Annotated in this window: 18 protein-coding genes and 9 pseudogenes; 11 read left to right on the plus strand and 16 right to left on the minus strand. The window is 65.5% G+C overall.

Annotation, left to right across the window (positions count from 1 at the left end; translation table 11 throughout):
- Positions 1 to 174: 174 nt before the first annotated feature.
- Positions 175 to 1,047, minus strand: a complete 873-nt coding sequence (locus AC3IYI_RS40150) for an IS3 family transposase (RefSeq protein WP_489412021.1) — start codon at positions 1,045 to 1,047, stop codon at positions 175 to 177.
- The gene (locus tag AC3IYI_RS40155) at positions 1,044 to 1,343 is read right to left on the minus strand and encodes a transposase (RefSeq protein ID WP_489412022.1); all 300 of its coding nucleotides are present in this window, start codon (positions 1,341 to 1,343) and stop codon (positions 1,044 to 1,046) included. The genes AC3IYI_RS40150 and AC3IYI_RS40155 overlap by 4 nt, the downstream gene beginning before the upstream one ends.
- Before the next feature lie 76 nt (positions 1,344 to 1,419).
- Here AC3IYI_RS40155 and AC3IYI_RS40160 point away from each other — a divergent pair.
- A pseudogene (locus AC3IYI_RS40160) lies at positions 1,420 to 1,668 on the plus strand (IS701 family transposase); the annotation flags it as partial.
- A 234-nt stretch (positions 1,669 to 1,902) separates the two neighbouring features.
- Here AC3IYI_RS40160 and AC3IYI_RS40165 read toward each other — a convergent pair.
- Positions 1,903 to 2,172 (minus strand): annotated as a pseudogene (locus AC3IYI_RS40165) (LysR family transcriptional regulator); the annotation flags it as partial.
- A 154-nt stretch (positions 2,173 to 2,326) separates the two neighbouring features.
- Between AC3IYI_RS40165 and AC3IYI_RS40170 the strand changes: the two are divergent.
- Together AC3IYI_RS40170 and AC3IYI_RS40175 are read left to right on the plus strand one after the other, a co-directional pair.
- Positions 2,327 to 3,127: a glycine betaine ABC transporter substrate-binding protein gene (locus AC3IYI_RS40170; protein ID WP_489412023.1), complete on the plus strand. Its 801-nt coding sequence runs from the start codon at positions 2,327 to 2,329 to the stop codon at positions 3,125 to 3,127.
- A gap of 76 nt (positions 3,128 to 3,203) precedes the next feature.
- The gene (locus AC3IYI_RS40175; RefSeq protein ID WP_489412024.1) at positions 3,204 to 3,683 is read left to right on the plus strand and encodes a VOC family protein; all 480 of its coding nucleotides are present in this window, start codon (positions 3,204 to 3,206) and stop codon (positions 3,681 to 3,683) included.
- On the opposite strand, the gene AC3IYI_RS40180 is transcribed toward AC3IYI_RS40175, so the two are convergent.
- Positions 3,655 to 3,870, minus strand: coding sequence for a hypothetical protein (locus AC3IYI_RS40180; protein ID WP_489412025.1), 216 nt, complete (start codon positions 3,868 to 3,870; stop codon positions 3,655 to 3,657). The two genes, AC3IYI_RS40175 and AC3IYI_RS40180, sit on opposite strands and share 29 nt — an antisense overlap.
- A gap of 340 nt (positions 3,871 to 4,210) precedes the next feature.
- Between AC3IYI_RS40180 and AC3IYI_RS40185 the strand changes: the two are divergent.
- From AC3IYI_RS40185 to AC3IYI_RS40195, 3 genes and pseudogenes are all read left to right on the plus strand, one after another.
- Positions 4,211 to 4,774, plus strand: a pseudogene (locus AC3IYI_RS40185) (transposase); the annotation flags it as partial.
- Between the two features lie 85 nt (positions 4,775 to 4,859).
- Positions 4,860 to 5,897: a zinc-binding alcohol dehydrogenase family protein gene (locus AC3IYI_RS40190; protein ID WP_489412026.1), complete on the plus strand. Its 1,038-nt coding sequence runs from the start codon at positions 4,860 to 4,862 to the stop codon at positions 5,895 to 5,897.
- Positions 5,898 to 6,166: 269 nt separating this feature from the next.
- The gene (locus AC3IYI_RS40195; protein WP_489412027.1) at positions 6,167 to 6,853 is read left to right on the plus strand and encodes an alpha/beta fold hydrolase; all 687 of its coding nucleotides are present in this window, start codon (positions 6,167 to 6,169) and stop codon (positions 6,851 to 6,853) included.
- 230 nt (positions 6,854 to 7,083) lie between these two features.
- Here AC3IYI_RS40195 and AC3IYI_RS40200 read toward each other — a convergent pair whose 3' ends face one another.
- The 5 genes and pseudogenes from AC3IYI_RS40200 to AC3IYI_RS40220 all read right to left on the minus strand — a co-directional run.
- A complete protein-coding gene (locus tag AC3IYI_RS40200) occupies positions 7,084 to 7,413 on the minus strand; it encodes an integrase core domain-containing protein (protein ID WP_489412028.1) in 330 nt (109 codons plus the stop codon).
- Positions 7,397 to 7,570: pseudogene (locus AC3IYI_RS40205) on the minus strand (IS30 family transposase); the annotation flags it as partial. The gene AC3IYI_RS40200 and the pseudogene AC3IYI_RS40205, both read right to left, overlap by 17 nt.
- A 6-nt stretch (positions 7,571 to 7,576) precedes the next feature.
- A pseudogene (locus AC3IYI_RS40210) lies at positions 7,577 to 8,744 on the minus strand (IS110 family RNA-guided transposase).
- Between the two features lie 253 nt (positions 8,745 to 8,997).
- A pseudogene (locus AC3IYI_RS40215) lies at positions 8,998 to 10,193 on the minus strand (IS30 family transposase); the annotation flags it as partial.
- Positions 10,106 to 10,630, minus strand: a pseudogene (locus AC3IYI_RS40220) (transposase); the annotation flags it as partial. The pseudogenes AC3IYI_RS40220 and AC3IYI_RS40215, both read right to left, overlap by 88 nt.
- 115 nt (positions 10,631 to 10,745) lie before the next feature.
- On the opposite strand from AC3IYI_RS40220, the gene AC3IYI_RS40225 reads away from it, so the two are divergent.
- The 4 genes and pseudogenes from AC3IYI_RS40225 to AC3IYI_RS40240 all read left to right on the plus strand — a co-directional run bounded on the left by AC3IYI_RS40225 (position 10,746) and on the right by AC3IYI_RS40240 (position 14,916).
- Positions 10,746 to 11,495, plus strand: a complete 750-nt coding sequence (locus AC3IYI_RS40225) for a transposase (protein WP_489412029.1) — start codon at positions 10,746 to 10,748, stop codon at positions 11,493 to 11,495.
- 269 nt (positions 11,496 to 11,764) lie between these two features.
- A pseudogene (istA, locus tag AC3IYI_RS40230) lies at positions 11,765 to 13,302 on the plus strand (IS21 family transposase).
- Positions 13,302 to 14,093: an IS21-like element helper ATPase IstB gene (istB, locus tag AC3IYI_RS40235; RefSeq protein ID WP_489412030.1), complete on the plus strand. Its 792-nt coding sequence runs from the start codon at positions 13,302 to 13,304 to the stop codon at positions 14,091 to 14,093. Before istA ends, istB begins: the two are co-directional and overlap by 1 nt.
- Positions 14,094 to 14,490: 397 nt before the next feature.
- Entirely contained in the window at positions 14,491 to 14,916 is a 426-nt protein-coding gene (locus AC3IYI_RS40240; RefSeq protein WP_489412031.1) for an ATP-binding protein, read from the plus strand.
- 72 nt (positions 14,917 to 14,988) lie between these two features.
- On the opposite strand, the gene AC3IYI_RS40245 is transcribed toward AC3IYI_RS40240, so the two are convergent.
- The 7 genes and pseudogenes from AC3IYI_RS40245 to AC3IYI_RS40275 form a co-directional block, all read right to left on the minus strand.
- Positions 14,989 to 15,135, minus strand: coding sequence for a hypothetical protein (locus AC3IYI_RS40245; RefSeq protein ID WP_489412032.1), 147 nt, complete (start codon positions 15,133 to 15,135; stop codon positions 14,989 to 14,991).
- A gap of 184 nt (positions 15,136 to 15,319) precedes the next feature.
- Complete coding sequence (locus tag AC3IYI_RS40250; protein WP_489412033.1) at positions 15,320 to 15,526, minus strand: hypothetical protein; 207 nt, start codon at positions 15,524 to 15,526, stop codon at positions 15,320 to 15,322.
- A gap of 43 nt (positions 15,527 to 15,569) precedes the next feature.
- Positions 15,570 to 16,741, minus strand: a protein-coding gene (locus tag AC3IYI_RS40255) for an IS3 family transposase (protein WP_489412034.1) whose coding sequence is annotated in 2 segments (ribosomal slippage) — positions 15,570 to 16,489 and positions 16,489 to 16,741 — 1,173 coding nt in all. Because the reading frame shifts where the segments join, the coding sequence is not laid out codon by codon here.
- A gap of 65 nt (positions 16,742 to 16,806) precedes the next feature.
- A complete protein-coding gene (locus tag AC3IYI_RS40260; RefSeq protein ID WP_489412035.1) occupies positions 16,807 to 17,121 on the minus strand; it encodes a hypothetical protein in 315 nt (104 codons plus the stop codon).
- A 108-nt stretch (positions 17,122 to 17,229) separates the two neighbouring features.
- Positions 17,230 to 18,354 (minus strand): IS30 family transposase, encoded by a 1,125-nt coding sequence (locus AC3IYI_RS40265; protein ID WP_489412036.1) that lies wholly within the window; start codon positions 18,352 to 18,354, stop codon positions 17,230 to 17,232.
- 39 nt (positions 18,355 to 18,393) lie between these two features.
- Entirely contained in the window at positions 18,394 to 18,759 is a 366-nt protein-coding gene (locus AC3IYI_RS40270; RefSeq protein ID WP_489412037.1) for a transposase, read from the minus strand.
- Positions 18,760 to 18,850: 91 nt separating this feature from the next.
- Positions 18,851 to 19,037: pseudogene (locus tag AC3IYI_RS40275) on the minus strand (transposase); the annotation flags it as partial.
- A gap of 287 nt (positions 19,038 to 19,324) precedes the next feature.
- Between AC3IYI_RS40275 and AC3IYI_RS40280 the strand changes: the two are divergent.
- Positions 19,325 to 19,963 (plus strand): response regulator, encoded by a 639-nt coding sequence (locus AC3IYI_RS40280; protein ID WP_489412038.1) that lies wholly within the window; start codon positions 19,325 to 19,327, stop codon positions 19,961 to 19,963.
- Positions 19,964 to 20,048 lie beyond the last annotated feature (85 nt).

Consider the following 20,048-nt stretch of genomic DNA (forward strand, 5'->3'; position numbering starts at 1 on the left):
GGCGGCAGGAACAAGGACCTCGACAATCCTCATTCTTGCTGGTCAGAGGCACTTTTCGCTTACCTGACCACCCGCCGGACAGCCCGCTTCATGAAAGCGCGAGGCTAGTGTGATGCGCCAGAAATCCTGGTGGTTACGCTTGTTCCGCTTTGACGGACACCTTTGGTGTGGTGGTCAGGCCGCGAGAGCGGTCTCGTATTCAGCGGGACTGCGGTAGCCGAGGCTGCTGTGAAGCCGGTGCAAGTTGTACCAGCTCTCGATCCACTCGAATATCGCCGTGCGGGCAGCAGCCCGGCTCGGCCAGGGGTCGGTGTCGCCCAGCTCGTTCTTCAGGGTCGAGAAGAACGATTCCGCGAGCGCGTTGTCCCAGCATTGCCCAGTCCGTCCGACCGACAGGCGGATGCCGAACTCATCTGCCAGGACGGCGAGTTCACGGCTGGTGTATTGACAGCCTCGGTCGGAGTGGAAGATCACCGGACCGGATGGACGGCGAGTTCGGCAGGCGGTCCGCAGCGCGTCGGCGACGAGCTCGGTTCGCAGATGGTCGGCTGTCGCCCAGCCGACGACGCGGCGTGAGGCGATGTCGATCACGGTGGCCAGATAGAGCCAGCCCTCGCTCGTGGCGATATAGGTGATGTCCCCGCACCAGCGGGTGTCGAGGGCCGACAAATCGGGCTGGAAGTCACGAAGTACCAGGTCAGGCCGGGTGGACGCGTGTGGGTCGGGAATGGTGGTGCGGTGCCGGCGTCGTCGGTGCCTGCCGGTCAGACCGGCCTGTCGCATCAGGCGGGCCACCCGGCGGCGCCCGCAGCCGGCGCCTTCACGCTTCAGGACGGCGTGAACGCGCGGGGCCCCGTAGGTGCCGCGGGAACGCTGGTGAACAGCGGTGATCTGTTCGGTCAGCTCGGCGTCCCGCACCGCACGCGGGCCACGGGAGGCAATGCGTCGGGCGTAATAGGCGGTCCGGGAGACCTTGAGGAGTTCACACGTCCTTTTGACGTTGTGACCTGCGGTTTTCTCCGCCTCGATGAACGGGTGCACGTTCACCGGGTCTCCGTCGCGAAGAAAGCCGTCGCACGCTTGAGGATGTCGACGTCCTCGCGCAGCCGGCGGTTCTCCCGCCGCAGCGCGGCCAGTTCCTCACGTTCGCCGCTGGTCAGGCCGTCCCGTTCGCCGGCGTCGACCTCCGCCTGCCTCACCCAGCTCCGCACCGCGGTCTCGGTCAGCTCGAAATCCCTGGCGACCTGACCAACCGAGCGCGCGCCCCGCCGGCACAGCTCGACGATCTCCGCCTTGAACTCCGGCGTGAACGAGCGGCGAGGGCGCGGCTTCCTCTTCCCCATGCTCTCCATGATGAACATCATCCTTCCGGGGCCCAAGCCCCTGATCTCAGATGTCCGTCAAAGCGGATCAAGCCCACTGTTCTCCCTGATCGCCGCCGCCGTCCTCGCCCTCACGGCCGCAGCCGTCCATGAAGACTCCGAGCCGCAGCCTGGACTTGTCCCGCTGACCTGTCCCGAGCTCATCCGTCTCCTGCGGGCCCTCGTGCTACCCCCGCCAGCCCGCGACCGTGACCACGTCCTGCACTGGATCGCTTTCAGACGCCATCACCAGGCCGTCGCAACCGCCTGCCACCAGCAACGACACCACCGTCACGACCAGCCATGATCACGAACTACAGCTGCCGTGCCTGATCCACCCAACCACGGGGGTCATTTTCGTGTCAGGACCCATCTACGGCTCCTTCATCCCGAGCTGTCAATTATTGGGTCAAATAATTACGATCACGGGAATTCCGGCATACCGCGATATCTCCTAGAATTTCGGTGATCCGCCGAACCAATACTTCGTGAGGTTTAATATGCTCGCTCTTCTCAGTCACGCGTAACGATGGCGGTTCTAGGCGACGCCGGTGGCGCGCCTGGCGGCGGTGACGGCGCGTCTCGTGTCGGCCAGGGTCGCCCGCGCGGAGGGCAGCATGGCGCGGCCTGCGGCAGTCAGCCGGTTGCCGCGGGGCAGGCGATCCAGCAGGCGGCCTCCCACCTCCTTCTCCAGCGCCTGGAACTGGTGGGACAGTCCAGGCTGGGTGACGTTCAGAGCGGCGGCGGCACTGGTGAAGGAGCCCTCGTCGACGATCGCCACGAAGTACTCTAGTTGACGCAAAGTAGCCATGTGGTCAGGTTATGAGATCAAGAAGATTCTGTCCTTGGAATTATGGCTCTGCGCCTGTGCAGACTGAACTCACACCGCACGAAGAACCGGTTCGCCACCTGGAGGCCGGTCCACAGCGGTCCATTCAAACCACTCGGACGGACAGGGAATTCACATGGCCACGCGCATTCGCCGACCGGCACTCACGGTGGGAAATATCTCGCTGTCGTTCCACCGGGCGGCGGCCGCGGTCACCCGCCGCATCCTTGAGGACGCCGGACACGAGGTGCGCACCATTGAAGCGCCGCACCAGCAGCTCTTCGCGCTCCAGGCCTCCGGAAAGATCGACGTCCTTGTCTCGGCCTGGCTACCCTCCAGCCACGGGGAGTACCTAGCCGCTTACCGTGACGACGTGCACGTGCTCGGCCCCCACTACGAGCCCTACTGCATATGGGCGGTGCCGCCCTACGTTCCGGCCGACGCGGTGAGCGAGGTCGCCGATCTGGCACGGCCCGATGTGGTCACCCGCATGACCGGAGCCATCGATGGCATCAACCCGGGGGCCGGTATCAGCCGGTTCTCTGCCGCAATGGTCAAGGAGTACGGACTCAACCGGCACGGATATACATTCCAACCGGGAACCGAGCACTCCTTCGTCAACCGGGTGGAACGCGGAATAGCCGAACGTGAATGGTTTGTGATTCCGATCTGGCGGCCTCAGTACCTCAACCTGCTGCACGGTCTGCGCCCCATTGCCGAACCCAAGCGGCTGCTCGGAGGTGTGGATGCGGCCAGCCCGATCATTACCGACCGGGCGATGGGCATCACCGCCCCGGAGGCACTGGAGCGTCTGCAGAGCCTCCACCTCGGAAACGAGGGAGTGGAAGCCATCGACAAGCTCATCAACGTCGACGGACTGACCCCGCTGGCCGCCGCCGACCGGCATCTGCGCCGGACCACGGCCGCCACCCCCTGACCGGGACCACAATCCGCACACCAACCGCCCGCCGCTCCCCTAGGCGAGCGGCACACCACCCATCAAGGAGACAGCAATGACCGCCACCGCTCTCAACCTGGGCCTCGACCACATCGCCCTGCGCACCTACGACATCGACGCCACCGCCCGGTTCTACACCGAAGCCCTGGGCTTCCAGTTCCTCCACGAGTGGAGCGCGCCCGAGGCAGGCGTGAAGCGCTGCATCTTCCTCGACGCCGGCGACGACAGGGTGATCGAGCTCTTCGACGCCAGCTCCACCCCGCCCGGCGGTTCGACCCAGGCAATCGACGCGCAGCACCGTCCGAGCGACGAGGAGCGCGCCCAGGCTGCCACTCTCGTGCACTTCGCCATCCGCACCGAAGACCCTGCAGCACTCTTTCAGCGAGCCGTCGACGCCGGCGCCCGGCCTCTGATGGCCCCAGCACAGATCGAGACCACAGGGGACATCCCCATGACCCTTCAGGTCGGCTTCGTATACGGCCCGAGCGGCGAGGTCATCGAGTTCATCAAGCGGCCGAACCTGCGCCGCGCCTGACCCCCGAAGCCGACAGCGGCTCCGACGCGTCGCCAACGACGAACCCGAACTCCTCTAACTCCTCATCGACGTCCTGGCCCTGGGCAACGAGGTGACCTGGGGAATCGAACTGGAGCTGGGCGGCGGTCACCGCGGTGGCGTCGTCGGCCGGGCCCAGGCGGACGGCGTCCAGTACCGCGGTCATCATCGTCCGGTGCTGCCTGCTGCCGCATCAGTTTTCCCCCCCGTTATCTTTTTCGCGGTCCTGCAATGGGGCCGCTGGCCTCCGGGCCCGGTATGACTGTGTCCCCTCTGTCGAAGGCATGACCTGGGGGGTGGTGTCGCCGGGCCCGAGGGGTGCCGTCGGAGACGCTAATGAGAGGTCCGGCCACCGCCTGGCCTGGCGCAATGCCGGGCAGTTCGCGGGCGGCAGGTCTGCATAACGTGGATGCGCGAGCACGGTGCCACCGCCGAGGCCGGCACGGTCAACCACCCGGGAGGGGTGCGATGTTAGACACCGGCGATGTGGGCGTCTTCCTGGGTATTGTCGGCGTACAAGTGAGGTCTTCGACGCTCTCGACGAGCAGACCGTCATCGTTCCTGGCACGGGCACCCTCGACATCGTGATCCCGTCCCTGGCCGCCTCGCTCGCCGCGGTCCATGACCAGCGCCGGGCACTGGAATCCCAGATCAGCACCCTGCTGGAGGCCCACCCTCTTCACCCAGTCCTGACCCCGATGCCGGGAGTCGGAGTCAGGACCGCCGCCGTCCTGCTGGTCACCGTCGGCGACGGCACCGGCTTTCCCAGCGCTGCCCATCTCGCCTCCTACGCCGGCCTCGCCCCCACCACCAAGTCGTCGGGCACCTCGATCCACGGCGAACACGCACCCCGAGGCGGAAACCGGCAGCTCAAACGGGCCATGTTCCTCTCCGCCTGCATGAACACCGACCCGGCTTCACGCACCTACTACGACCGCCAACGCGCCCGCGGCAAGACCCACGCCCAGGCACTCCTGCGACTCGCCCGCCAACGCATCAGCGTCCTGTTTGCCATGCTCCGCGACGGCACCTTCTACGAGTCCAGAACCTCCACCGTCACCCTCGCCGCATGACCACCGAACAGCCTCATACCCGGCACCAGGTCCTTGACGAAAGACGATAGAGGCACCCACACACACCACCGGCCAAGGAGCCCTCATGACCAAGATCCCCACGGTGATGCGCGCTGTCGCCTACCGCAAGAGCCTGCCAGTCGAGAGTCCCGACAGCTTGATCGACGTTGAACTCCCAGTTCCCCAGCCAGGCCCCCACGACCTGCTGGTGCGTATCGAGGCCATCGCCCTCAACCCGGTCGACTACAAGATCCGCCAGAACGTCGACCCCGCTGGGCAGGCGAAGGTACTTGGCTGGGACGCGGCCGGAACTGTTGTCGCCGTCGGCAGCGAGGTCGAGCTGTTCTCCATCGGCGACGACGTCTACTACGCCGGAGCGCTCGACCGGCCAGGCGCCAATTCCCGCTACCACACGGTGGACGAGAGGCTGGTGGGGCGCAAGCCCACCAGCCTCTCTTTCACCGAGGCCGCCGCGCTGCCACTGACCGTGCTCACCGCCTGGGAGGGCCTCTTCGAGCGCCTTGGCCTGCGCGTCGGCGCCCTGGAGCAGACCGGCAACCTGCTGGTCACCGCTGCCGCCGGCGGCGTCGGATCCATCACCGCACAGCTCGCGCGCGCCCTGACCGGCCTCACCGTAGTCGGCACTGCCTCCCGCCCTGAAACTGCCGAGTTCGCCCGCAAGATGGGCGTCACGCACGTGATCGACCACCGGAAGCCGTTGGCACCGCAGCTTGTCAAGATCGCGCCGGGAGGGCTGGACTACGTCTTCTCCACTGCTGGCACCGAGCGCAACCTGGCCTCCTACGCCGAAATGCTCAACCCCTTCGGTCACATCGTCGCCATCGACGATTTCGACTCCCTCTCTCTCGGCGCCCTCAAAGCGAAGAGCATCTCTTTTCACTGGGAATTCATGTTCACTCGCTCGATGTTCCGCACCACCGACCAGGCCGTCCAGCACCACATCCTCACCCAGGCCGCTCGCTTGGCCGACCGGGGCATCCTGACCACGACCGCCACCCGCGACCTTGGGCCCATCAACGCCGCTAACCTCCGCGAAGCCCACCGCGTCCAGGAATCCGGCAATTCCATCGGCAAAACCACCCTCACCGGTTTCCGCAGCTGAGGTCACCATGGTCCCGTGCACGAACATGCTGCGTACTGCCGTCGATGCAGTCCTCTGCACTGCGGAGTCGGGCATCATCCGGCGCACGACTTCCCACCCCCACACTGCACTGACGCCCAGAGGAGACAGCGATGACCCGAACTTCATTCCGACACGATCAGTTACGACCTGCTCGGATTTACGTTCTCTTGAAGCCGTCGGCTCAGATTAATTGTTCCGGCCTGCCAAATTTGGCGATTCTTATCCGATCGAACTTTTGAGGAGAAAAAATGGCTAGCATTATTCTCGTGCATGGACTGTGGGCTGACGGTTCCAGCTGGGACCGGGTGATCCCGATTCTCCAAGATGCTGGGCATCGCGTGACCGCGGTGCAGCTTCAGCTCTCTTCCTTCGAGGAGGACATTGCATACACGACTCGTGTCGTTCAGGCGCAGGACGGCCCGACTGTCCTGGTGGGTCATTCGTACGGCGGTGCGGTAATCAGCGGGGCGGGCAGCCGGTCTTCAAAGGTAAAGGCGCTGGTCTATGTTGCTGCGCTGGCCCCAGAGTATGGCGAGGAGGTGGGGACTGTACTTCAGCAGTTCCCCGATTTGGGCCTTGCTGACACAATGCGTCCCGATGAGAGCGGCTACATTCTGCTCGATGTAGACCGTTTTGCCCCTGTCTTCGCTGCCGATGTCGACGCCAAGCGCGTCGGTATCATGGCCTCTGCCCAAAAGCCGGCCAACGGTGCACTCTTTGGTGCCACTGTTCAGGACACCCCCGCCTGGCATGTTCTTCCTGCACGCTACATATTGTCAACTGAGGATATGACTCTCAATCCGCAGGCCCAGCACTTCATGGCTACGCGCATCGGGGCCACGACAATTGAGGTCGACGCGAGTCACGTTCCAATGATCTCCCACCCCCTTATTGTCGCTAATCAGATTCTCGACGCAGTTCGCGATATTTCTTAGCCCAACGGTTACGCTAAGCTTGGCTTTAAACCCCACCAAGATCATGTCTTGGTGGGGTTTGTCGTTCGCCTACAGTAATGGGACTTATCAGGTCGTAGGAGACTTGGTGTTGCAGCCGCCAGCAGGTGAGCACTGCCGTCGCCGGAGCCGTTGGAGCTCTGCTGCCAGACCGTGCCCCTGCTGGTTGGCCGGGAGGCCGTGACTCAACCGCTCCGGGTTTGGTAGAGAGTTCAGCTTGTGGCTGTGATCTGCTGGTTTGGTTGTTTCCTGTAGTGGTTGGCCTCGTACTCGGCTGGCGGGATGTGGCCGAGCTCACTGAAAAGCCGGCGGTTGTTGAACCAGTCGACCCACTCGGCGGTGGCGATCTCGACGTCGGTAGGGGTCTTCCAGGGGCCGAGTCGCTTGATGACCTCGGTCTTGTACAGGCCGATGATCGATTCCATCAGGGCGTTGTCCAGGGCGTCGCCGGCCGAGCCGATGCTCGCCACGATCTCCTCCCGGGCCAGATGGGCGGCCAGGCGGAAACTCGTGTACTGGGCGAGTTCAATTGGCCGTTGCAACACCAGGCTGTTGCAGCGAGCGTAGCTGTTCCTCGAAGACCTCGGCGGGTGTCCGCCAGCCGAGGATCTTGCGGGGCCGGTTGTTGATCGCCAGGGCTACGGCTTCCAGGTCCGTGGACGACCACCGGGAGAGATCGGTGCCCTTCGGGTGCCTCTGTGTTTGTCAAGCCAGTCGGGCTGGGGGCGTAGGCTCGGTTTTGGCGGGTCGGGGAAGTGACTTGTCCGAAGAGCTGGCCGTCGGGGTTGAGTCAGCCGCGCTGGATTTTGTAGCCGCCCCCTGCTGTCCTCCCGGGCCTGTCGTTCGGGTGCGCCGGCGCTCGTCAGCGATCATGGTGCGCCAGACATGATCGGCCAGACGGCGTTTGAGGCAGCGTTGTGCTTCTCGAGACGTCTTTCCTTTGGCGAGCTTGGCCTGGTAGTAGGTATGGCCCCGCGTGCCGGGCATGCGGATCTGCGTGATCGCCACGGTGTGCAGCGCCGCGTTGAGCTAGCGGTCACCGCCCCGGGACAGACGATGGCGTGCGCGGTCCGCGCTGGCGATCTCGATGGGGGCGGTGCCGGCGTACTGCGCGAAGGCGCTGGCGGTCGGGAAGCGGGTGGGGTTTCCGGTGCGGCCGAGGAGGCGGGCGGCGGTCACGGCCCCGATGCCTGGAGTGTCAGTGAGCCGGCTTTCGGACTCGGCGACCAGCGCAGCCATGGCTTTGGCGTTGTCCTTCAGCTTCACGTCCCAAGTCCGGATCTCGGCGATCAGGTCAGCGGCGAGGTCGTGTCGGGTGAGTTCGGCCGGGCCGCAGGGAACGACCGACTCCAGCAGCAGCTCGGCTTTGGCTGCAGACAGATCACGCGGTGCCCCCTCCGGGCAGGAGCGCCCGCAGCAGCGCGTGAAGCTGGTTCACCGCGCGGACCCTGGCCTGAGCGAGGTTGCTGCGTCGTTCGTCAAGCAGCCCCAGGGCATCCGTCGAGTTCTCGGGCTGCACCGGCCTTGCGTCGCCTTGCAGGGCAGCGACGCATGCCGCTGCCGCGGCGTCGATGCGGTCGTTCTTCCGGCCTCCGCCGCGTGAGAGCTGGCGAACCCGCGCGGTCGCGCTGGGCGCGACGTCAACGACCTCTTCTCCCCGCACGATCAGCCATGAAGTCAGGTGGCGTCCCAGGCCCCTGGCGTTCTCGACGGCCCATCGCCGCTGCGGCCACTGGCGGGCCCAGTCGAGCATGCGTTGGTATTCCTGAAGCGTCACGTCGATGCGGATCGACGCGTGATCACGGTTGCCTTCGGGATCGACAGCCGTGGCGGTGTGGGTCGACTTGTGCGGATCGATGCCGATCAGCATCATCGGCGGTCCCCTTTCTCGGACGTCGGGCCAGTGGAATCCGCAGCTGACATCCCGACTTCGAGAAACGTGGGGTGGCCGATGCTCATGCCTCTGTTGAGTCAAGCCGCGAACGGACACCGGACAGGTCGACACACCCAAAGAAGAGCCAGCCCCTGCGGGCGGCAGGAAGTACTCGAGTCAGCCTGCCCGGCGTCCTACGGCACGCTACGGGCGGCCAACCCGATCACGACACCGCTATCCCCAATACAAGTCGGAAGTACTGACGCAGCTGCCCGTTCGTGTTCTCGTTTGTCGGTCGCTGCCAGGGCGAGTGCGGGTCGGCGAAGAACACAATCGTCCCGGTATCGAGGGCGAACTGGGCGTGGCCGGAGAGTTCCTTCCCGCGGTCCCAGGTGAGGGTCTTGCGTAGCTGTTCGGGCAGCTGGGTCATCGACGTGGTGAGCGCTGTGTTCATCGCGATCGCGCCGTAGCCCCTGAGCGAGGGGCCGTTCTTCACGAGCGGACTCTCGCCCCAGCCCTCGATCCGGGGCAGGTGCACCAGGAGCGTGGAGCGGCTGCTGCGCTCGACAAGCGTGCCGATCGCGGAGCGGCCCGTCCCGATGATCAAATCGCCTTCCCAGTGTCCGGGGACCGCGTGGTCCGCGGCCTCGGCGGGGCGTTCGCTGAGGACGACGTCCGCGGTGACATGCCCCTGCGGCTTGTTCTGCGACCGTGCACGCGGAGTCCGCAGCGCCCGGCGAGTGCGCAGACACGTGACCAGTTCGCGCTTGAGGGCGCCACGGCCTTCGATGAACAGCGCCTGGTAGATCGCTTTGTGGCTGATGCGCATGGACTCATCATCGGGGAAGCCGGCACGGAGCCGGTGCGAGATCTGCTCCGGGCTCCAGGCCGTCCCCCACCGCCTGTCCTGCCGATGCGGCTTGTTCAGCCCTTTCCACGCGGGCGTCCTGGGTCCGGTGACGGTCTACCGTCGCGGCGGCGGACGCTGCCGGCGAGCCGTTCCTGCACGTATTCACGCAACCTGTCGCCGGCTGCGAGCTTCGCGGTCTTCGGGCGCTTCGTGGCCTGCTGCGCCTTCCACTGCGCCACCAGGGCTCGGTAGACCGGCTTGCCACTCCGGGTCGCGGCGTTGCGGCGCAGCTCGCGTGAGACTGTGCCCGGGTCGCGTCCGATCCTGTGGGCGATCTCGCGCACGCCGATCCCCTGGGCGCGCAGCAGCGCGATCTCCTCACGCTCAGCGAACGACAGGTAGCGGCCGGTGGGCTCGTCCAGGCTTATCGGTGGCATACCGCCAGCGTGACGGAACCACCGTGTTCCGACCGGACATGAAACACCCACGGCCAGCGCGGCCCCTGGCGACGTCACTCCCGACGCGATCCGCCGCCAGAAGTGGCGCTGCACCGCACGAGAGGGCTCCGGCCGGCCCGGTGAACGCATCGGCGGTCGCATCGCCCGATCCGCCGCCCACTGCCGTCGCACTCCCGCCGGCACCTCCGGCACCTTCTGCTTCTCGTCTCATCCCATCGCGCACCTCCATGATCAAGGTGTTGCGACGACCGATTGAATCCGCCCTGCGAACCGGCATCGTTGTGCAGAATGCATCCGGCGACGTGCTCGCGCCGGGCCACGGCGTTGTCCAGGGCGGTGACGGCCAGGCGGGACTTCATGCGCGTGTCGATGGAGTAGCCCACGATCCGCTTGCTGAAGACGTCCTTGACCGCGCAGAGATACAGCTTCCCCTCGCCGGTGGTGTGTTCGGTGATGTCGGTGAGCCACAGCCGGTTCGGGCCGGTCGCGGTGAAGTCGCGGCGGACGAGATCGTCGTGCACCGGTGGGCCGGCCTTCTTGTTCCGGCCACGCTTCTTGCCGAACACGCTCCACCAGCCATTGAGCATTTTCAACTTGGCCACTGATCGGGTGACGAGGTGGTGGTGAAACGGGCAGAGCCCCCGGGCTGTTGAGCAAGGTATCGATGCTCAACTCTTCAGCCTGGGGGCTCTGTTGGTTCCCTATCGTGCCGTACTCGATGTTGCGCATGCCCTCGTGGAGTGGGTGACGATGCTGATCGTCACCCGGGAGGGTGACCGCCGGTGCAAGCTGCCGCCCTCCGAGCGGGCCCTGGCCGCACTGGTGTACCTGAAGAAGAACGACACCCTGACTCAGATCGCGGCGGGTTTCGGGATCAGCGTGGGTACCACCCACGCCTACGTTCACGGCGTTGTGGCGCTCCTGGCAGGCCGGGCGCCGGGCCTGACCGCGGCTTTGAGAACGGCGGACGCCCGGTATGTCCTGCTGGACGGGACCCTCGCCGAGTGCGACCGGGTTGGTGACGGCCGCGCCGACTACTCGGGCAAACACCGCCGCCACGGGGTAAACATGCAGGTCATCACCGCGCCGGACGGAGCCCTGGTCTGGATCTCACCCGCTCTCGCGGGCCGGATCCACGATCTCACCGCGGCCCGTCGGCACCGGATCATCGCCACATGCATCCGCCTCGGCATCCCCGTCCTGGCGGACAAGGCCTACCAGGGAGCCGGCGACATCGTCGCCGTCCCACACCGCCGGCGACCCGGCAAAGACCTCACCGTCAAACAGAAGTCCGTCAACCGGGCACACTCCCGACTCCGGTGGCCCGTCGAGAGAGCCATCGCCCGGATCAAGACCTGGCGCATCCTCCGCAAAACCCGAACCAGCCCGAACAAACTCACGTCAATCACCAAAGCCATCCTCACCCTGGAGGGGCACCGCTGAAAAGGTTCATTGTCCCGGCAGATCCGCCACGCGGTCCGCTCGGCCATGCCGGATCCCGCGCTGCGGGCCTCGTCAGCCAGGAAGCGGTAGCCGAACTCCGGGTCCTCACGGTGGGCGTCGAACAACGCGTTCGCGCGAGTGACGGCGGCCTCCGTAAGCTCCCCGGTGGCGGCCATATACGGCGCAATTCATGGCCACGGGTTTCCCCGGGTACGGCCAGTTTTCTCCCCGCTCGCCCCGAGTAGTCCCGCTCGGCGAAGCTGGAGCGGGTGAAGAACAGCAGGGAGATCATGGAGATCCTTGAGGCATACGATCTCACAGGCAGTTACCGTGCCGCGGCCGAGCTGGCCGGGTGCGACCACCACACGGTGGCCCGTTATGTGAAGATGCGGGCCGCCGGCCAGCATCCAGACCAGCGCCGTCACCGGGCCCTGCGATCGACGACTATCTGCCGAAGATCGAAGAGCTGGTGGTCCGCTCGCAGGGCAAGATCCGGGCGGACGTGGTCCACAAGCGGATCGCCGCGATGGGCTTCACTGGCGGGGAACGCACCACCCGCCGCACGGTCGCCGAGGCAAAAGCCCAGTTCAGGGCCGGTCGGCGCCGGGTCTATCGGCCGTGGGTGACTGAGCCGGGGCTCTGGCTTCAGTACGATTTCGGCGACGGTCCGGTGATCAAGGGCCGCAAGACCAGGCTGTTCTGCGCATGGCTGGCCTGGTCGCGTTTCCGCGTCGTCATCCCGATCTGGGACAAGACGCTGCCAACGGTCACCGCCTGTCTGGACGCCACGTTCCGCCGGATCGGCGGCATCCCGGCCTACGTGCTCACGGACAACGAAAAGACGGTCACCACCGACCACGTTGCCGGGATCGCGGTCCGCAACCCGGAGATCGTCGAGGTCGCCCGGCACTACGGCACGACCATACGCACGTGCTTGCCGGCCGATCCGGAAACCAAGGGTGGCAGCGAGTCCACGGTGAAGATCGCGAAGGCCGACCTGGTGCCCAGGGACGTGAACCTGCGCGAACAATACAAGACGTTCGGCGAGCTCGAAGCCGCCTGCCGCAGCTTCTGCGAGGAGGTCAACTCCCCTACTCACAAGGCAACTCGACGCAGGCCCGCCGAACGACTCGCGGAGGAACAGCAACGGCTGCACCCGCTGCCGAGGCGGCCCTTCACCGCCTCGTTCGGCACCACCCGCCGGGTCACCTGGGAATCGACGATCTCCGTCGACGCGGTCCGCTACTCGGTCCCGCACGAGCTGATCGACACCCGCGTCCGGGCCCGATTCCACGGCGACGAGCTGATCGTCACCGCCGTCGACGAGCACGGCTCGGCCCACGAGGTCGCCCGCCACCACCGCGGCGAGCCCGGCTCGCCGGTCCTGGACGACGCGCACTACCCGCCACGCGAGGACAAAGAAGCCGATCGCACCCCGCGGGCCACCTCCGCAGAGGAGGCCCCGTTCCTCCAGCTCGGACCGGGTGCTGCCAGCTGGCTCATTGAGGCCGGCGCGGCCGGGGTCCACCGCATCAAGGCGAAGATGGCCGAAGCCGTCGCCCTCTCAAAGCTCTACTCGATAGCGGAAGTTGACCGCGCGCTCGGCACCGCCGCAGTCACCGCCCGCTTCGCGGACAAGGACCTCATGTCGATCCTCGACTACCAGGCCGCCCACGGCCTGGCCGAGCCCGTCCGCCGCAGCGAGGCCCACTCCCTGCAGCCCGGCACCTCCGCCTGGTCCGCCCTCGGCGGCCCTGCCCCGCAAGCTCCTGATCTCTCCGAGTACGACGAAAGCGACCACCTCTGATGGCCACACCTCTCCGCACCGTTCCCGGCACGAACGGCGACCCGCTCGCCGAGGCCATCAAGCTCACCAAACGCCTCAAACTCCCGCACATCCGCAGGTCGCTGACCGACATTATCCCCACCGCGAAGGCCCAACGCTGGGACCCCGCCGAGGTCGTCCGCGTCTTGCTGGCCGAGGAAGCCGCCGGACGCGACCGCGCCAACCTCCACACCCGCCGCAAGCGGGCCGGCTTCCCCACCGGGAAGACCTTCGGCGACTGGCACGAGTTCAAGCCCTCCATACCCAGAGCCACCCAGGACGCCCTCAAGAGCCTGGAATGGGTCGGTCGCCGGGAGAATTTTTGCATTTGTGGACCCTCGGGCACGGGAAAGTCGCACTTCACCGAGGCCCTCGGGCAGAACGCGGTCGAGGCCGGCCTGACCGTCGCCTGGCTCACCATCGAGGACCTTGGAGCCCTGGTCCGCCGCCACCGCGCGGACGACTCGATCGCCCGAGCCCTCGCGAAGATCGTCCGCTCGGACCTGATCATCGTCGACGACATCGGACTCCTGCCCGTCTCCGAGGACACCGCCGAAGGTTTCTACCGCCTGGTCGACGCCGCCTATGAGCGGCGCTCGATCGCCGTCTCCAGCAACCTCCACCCGTCCGGATTCGACGAGATCATGCCCAAGACCCTGGCCACCGCGACCGTCGACCGCCTACTCCACCATGCCCACGTCACCGTCACTCAGGGTGACTCGTTCAGGTTCACCGAGGCCACCACCGGAAAGGGAGTGAAGCCCTTCAGCTGATCCACACCGACCCAAGGTGGGGAGAATATCTGGCCGCGAGTGGGGCGATCATGCCTGCCACCAGCGGGGATGTCTCGAGGCCGCCAGCGGGGACGATCGAGAGGCCATTGGCACACCTGCTCGACCGTCACGCCCGGACCCCGGTTCCTCGCGACCCGCACGACATCCTGACGGAACTCTTCCGGATAAGGCTTGGGCACAGCGACATCCTTCCCACCCACCCCACAGGGCAAGCCAGATCAGATGTCACCCGATCGTGCACCAGACCCGACCGGTTGGATCTGGCCCGATTGGGGGGCGGTGGTTCCCCTACTTCACGGGCGGGCTGTCTGATCCGTACCCCGGTCGTGCGCGGTGAGATGGAGGCATCAGTGCAAGACGAGCAGGGGAACGGCTCATGGACATCTCATATAAAGTCGAAAGCCATCGGCTGCCGGACGGACACCCACAAGGCGCGATCCGGCATTCGCGCAACCTGGTCAGGGGAATGCTGGAAACCAGCCGCCGCAGTGGGCAGCGTGCCATAGGGGAGGAGCGTGCCCACGAAGTCATGGTCGTCGTGTCCGAGATCGTGACGAATGCCTACCTGCACGGCGGGGGTGCGCTCGAGGTACGGGTCGGCTGGCAACGCGACGAGTTCCGGATCGAGGTCGAGGACGGTTCGTCGCAGCTGCCGCGCGAACCCGCCGACTCGCAAAAGGGCGAGGCCGGAGGATTCGGCTGCCAGCTGGTCGAGGCACTTGCCGATAGCTGGGGCGTTTGCGAATCCGAGACGGTGCCTGAAGGCAAGACGGTGTACGCGCGCTTCCGCTTCGCCCCCTGATCAACTGGCAGTCTTCGGCCGCGCAGTTCCTGAGGCACTCTGTCATGCAGGGCTAATTCATAGTCGTGTTGATCATGCTGCGTCGCAGGTCAGGGGCAGTCCGAGTAGGTCGAGCGGGCGAACGAAGGGCGTGTGGGAGGTCTCTCGGAGTCCGGCGGCGATGTTGTGGTGGCCGGCGTCCCGCAGGGTGTTGATGGCGAGGTTACGCAGGGTGGCCATGTTGGCCGGTCCGTGTCCGGTACGGATCTGGGAGGCGTCCTCCGCGAGCGTGGTGTCCCGGACGTGGTGGACGGCCTCGATGCCCCATTGCGCTCTGCGATATGGCCGATGAGCTGTGGTGATGCCTGTGACGATGTCATGTCGGTGATGGCGTGGACGGTCTGGCGGGTGACCTTGCCGGTCTTCAGATTGGTGCGGTGCCGCAGGATTTCACCGCCTGGACGACGTGGGGGAAGTTCAGGCCGAGGCTCGTGACGGTGAGCGTGCGCACCGAGCGGGTCTCGCGTCGTCCGTGCCCGGCCGCACGGTCGTAGCGGCGGGCGGCCACCTCTTTCCATGGCAGGGCCTTGATCGCCGCGTGGAGGTTGGGCTGGTTGCCCTTGACGATCATCTGAGGGGCACCGAAGAAAACGGACTGTGCTTGCGCGAGAAACTTACGCTGCGAGCTGTATCTTCTCGTATTCGCGGTGAACCTCTTGCGGGGTCTTGTACCCAAGTCCCGAGTGCAGGCGTCTACGGTTGTAGAAGACTTCTATGTACCGCACTATCGCCTTGCGTGCGTGTTCCCGGGACGGGAAGGTAGTGCGATACACGAGTTCGTTCTTCAGGGCTCCGAAAAAAGACTCGGCCATGGCGTTGTCCCAGCAGACTCCGGTCTTGCCGACTGAGGGCCGCATTTGCATCCTTTGAAGTTTCGTTCGGAACTCTTGTGAAGTGTACTGGCTTCCTCTGTCAGAGTGAAATATGCATCCATCAGCGAGCTTGATATTGCCCGCTGCCATGTCGACGGCGTCCGAGATGAGGGATGTCTTCATGTGGTTCGCCATGGACCAGCCGACAACGGCCTTGGTGTGGCAGTCAATCACCGTCGCCAGGTAGAGGAAGCCGTCCCAGGTGTGGATGTATGTGATGTCTCCCACCAGTTTCTGTCCGGGAGCGGCGGCCGTGAAGTCGCGTCCGAGGAAGTCCCGGAGTGCCGGCTGATCATTGTCTGACACGGTCGTGATCCGCCAGGGCCTTGGCTGGCAGGGGACCAGGTCCAGGTCCCGCATCAGGAGACGCACCAGCTCGGGCCCTGCCTCGACGCCCTTGCGGCCGAGGGCGGCGTGAACTCGGCGGTATCCGTAGGTGCCATCGGATTCGTCGAAGACATGACGAATGATGAGCTTCAGTTTTTCACGCCGCTCAAAAGTGGGCGAAGCCGGTCGCATTTTCCAGGAGTAGAAACCAGAGGTGGAAACGTCAAGCCAGGTGCACATGCCCGTGATCGGGAAATTGTCCTTCTCGCCGTCGATGAACTCATACTTCTCGGTCACCGATGGTCGCAGGCAAAGAAGGCTGCCGCTTTTTTTAGGAAGTCCCGTTCGGTGGTGACCTCCTGCAATTTCTTCTCCAACTCGCGGACACGCTCGTCCGCGGCGATGGAATCTGCCATCGGTTCGCCTGCGAGGTGCCGCTTCCGGTACTGGGCGACCCAACGACTCAACGAGCTCTCGGTGACACCGAACTCCTTGGCGACATCCGCGTGGGGGCGTGATTTGTCGAGTACTTCCCGCACTACTCGCTCTTTGAGTTCTGCCGAGTACGGGGTCGTGCGCTTTGCCACTTACCTATCCTTTGGTCAAGGTAAGTATCTCTTGCATGGCGGGAGTCCGCGAACTTCGGGGCACCTCAATCAGGTAGTGGGCGTTCTCCGCCTCCACCAGCCATTTCGTGTGTTCGCGCCAGGGTGATGTGGCGGTGCCAGGCGTCCCGGGTGCGGACTTCGTAGTGATCCAGGCCGCAGTCGGATTTCGCGGTCCCGAAGCAGTCCTCCACCGACCAGCGCAGGCCCATCACGCGGATGATCTCGCCGATGGGAGTGCCGGCCCGGGCGTGGACGGCGAAGTAGGCGACCTTCGCAGGGTCGGTGACCGGGCGTCGGACCAGGAGCAGGTGTGTGTAGCCGCGGCGGGGGCCGTCCTCGGCGCCACCGGGCCAGGTCACCTCGGCCAGGGCCCAGTCGTAGCGGTGTCGTTGCTCCCGTAAGAATGACCCCCAGGTGCTCCTTGGGTTCTAAGGTGGATTCGCATGATCGTCGCAACGTTGCTGGTGTCATGCTGTCAGAGCGCCTGCGAAGAGCTCGGCGGGGGTCTGCCATCCCAGTGTCTTTCGGGGTCGGTTGTTGAGGCGGTCCTCGATGGCTTGGAGGTCGTCGGCGGTGTGGACTGAGAGGTCGCTGCCCTTCGGCAGGTACTGGCGGAGCAGGCCGTTCGTGTTCTCGTTGGTGCCGCGTTGCCAGGGGCTGCCGCGGTGGGCGACGAAGACGCCGTCGCGGAACAGCGGTGCGAGGCGGTCGTGGCAGGCCATCTCGGCGCCCTGGTCCCAGGTGAGCGTCATACGTGCGAAATCGGGAAGGTCCTGAAGGGCGTCGGTGAGGCGGACGTAACGGGTGCGGCGGTCGACGAGTGTGGCGATGGCGGTGCGGTTGCTCCGCCCGGTGATGAGATCGCCCTCCCAGTCGCCGGTGCGTTCGCGGAGCTCGACGACGGACGGGCGTTCGTCGATGAGTGTCGCCGGCACGGCGAACCGCGGAGCGCGCTGGTCGGCCTTGCGGCGCTGCTTGCGCAGCGGCCGGCCGGTCCGCAGCTTCTTGGTGAGTGTTCTGCTCAGGACGCCTTTCGCACCCTGGTAGAGCGCCCGGTAGATGCTCTCGTGGCACAGGTGTCGCTCGGGCCGGTCCGGCCACAGAGCGCGCAGGTGGGCGGCGATCTGTTCGGGGCTCCACTCCAGGTCGAGCCTGGCCTGGACCTCGGCTCGGAGCTCGGTGTCGAGTCGCAGCTTCGGTCTTCGGGGCCGTTCGCCCCGCTGTCTGGAGCGGTGGTGGGCGAGGTCGGCGTCGTAGACGCACTTGTCGTGTTCGAGCATGTTGCGGCGTATCTCGCGGCTGATGGTCGAGGGTGAGCGGGCAAGCCGTGCAGCGATCTCGCGTATGCCCAGACCGTGTTCGCGCAGGGTGGCGATGCGTTTGCGTTCCAGCAGCGACAGGTAGCGGCCCGAATGCATGGTCTCGGACACGCGTTCCGGCGGCAGGCCGCCATTTTCCGACCGCCACCGGTAGCCGGTCTTCCTGCCGATCCCGAGCTGCCTGCATGCCTCGACCGTGCCCACCCCAGATTGCAGAAGGCGCCAGTACTCCGCCTCAACCTCGAGCCTGCGCTTACGACCCACTCTCGCCATCAACACACCCATCATGATCAAGGAGTGTTGCGACAAGCGCTAGAACCCAAGGAGCAGAGCGTGCTCAATTCTGCGGGAGCATTGACAGTGATCCCCGTTCTGCCGTGCCACACCCGCCGACATCCGTCCCGTCTTGATGAACGCCGTCTCGTCCAGCACCAGCACCCCATCAGACCCGCCCAGATGCTGCACCACGAACGCGCGCACACCATCGCGCAGCCGATCGGCGAGCCAGGTGGAATGGGCCAGGAACCACTGCACCCGCTCCGGCGACGCATGCCCGGCATACTCCGCGATCTGCCAGCCGTTCTTCCGCTCCACCGGCCCGATCAACGCCTTCAGATATGCCATCGCCAGCCGCCGCCGGTCCACCCAACACCCCTGCCAGCGAAGCGAAAAACTCATCGAACCACCCCGACCACACCCGCACCGCACGCTCCGTCTCCACGAACAGAACAACGCGACACACACCCAACAGACACTCACGGCTGTAGTACCGGTGCCCGTTGCGATAGGCCGTGCGAGTGTCGGCCTGTTTACCCCGCTCGGCGCCGATCCGGGCTGTCCTCGGCCTCGATCAGCTCCTACAGCAGTCGCTGGGCGACCTCCCGGACGAGTTCAAGACCGTCTGTCGAACGTAGTGACTCGAGCAGGCGAAGTAGGTCATGCTGGGACAAGGCCACCGTGCACTCCTTGGATTGAACTGCCCGTTCACCAAGGACATCTGCACGGTGGCCCGCCCCGTTTCAGGGAGCATTCACCAGCAGCCGATGCACGCGGGAGCATCAGCAGGGGCGCACATCCCAGCCAAGACCAGCTACACCACTCAGCAGGACACCATCCAAGGCCGTCGCTGTCCAGGGCGCCGCCGCGACGTTCGCCTGCCGCCGGGCCGACAGCCCTGACCGCGATTATTCTGGGTGCGACAGCTCGACATACTCTTGCGTGCCCAGTCTGAGGTGATGCGCCAATGCTGAAGCAAATCCGGGTGATCATCGCAGACGATCATCCGCTGTATCGGGAAGGAGTCGCTCGTGCCCTGGCATGGAGCGACTCCATCGAAGTCGTCGGTGAGGCTGGGGACGGGCGCGAAGCCCTCGCGATGATAAAGGAACTGACTCCTGACGTCGCCCTGGTCGACCACAAGATGCCGGGCGTCGACGGAATCGAGTTGACCCACGCGGTCGTCCGCGACCAGATACCGACACGGATACTGATACTGAGCGCCTACAACAACAGCGAATTCGTCTTCCGCGCTCTGGAGAACGGTGCGGCCGGCTATCTACTGAAAGATGCAAAGAGAGCGGACATTATCGACGCCGTGCGCCGTGTAGCGAGTGGCGAAACCGTTATTCCGACCGGGCTGGCGGGCGGTGTGGCCGAAGAGATCCGCATCCGAGCGCAGACCGCCGGTCCTGCCTTCAGCGTTCGGGAGCTGGAAGTGCTGACATTCTTCGCTGATGGTCTCAGCATTCCCCAGGTTGCCCACGAGCTCTTCCTTGCACCGAGTACGGTCAAGACACATGCCCAGCACCTCTACGAGAAGCTGGGGGTATCCGACCGGGCGGCAGCGGTCGCAGAGGGCATGCGCCGGGGCCTGTTGACGTAGAGGAGGCGACCCCGAGTCCGGCGGCCGGATGCGGCGAGCCCGATGGCGCAGACGCGACACGAGGCTGCCCTCCCTTGTCCGTTAC

This window comes from Streptomyces sp. GL_148 (genome assembly GCF_057834205.1).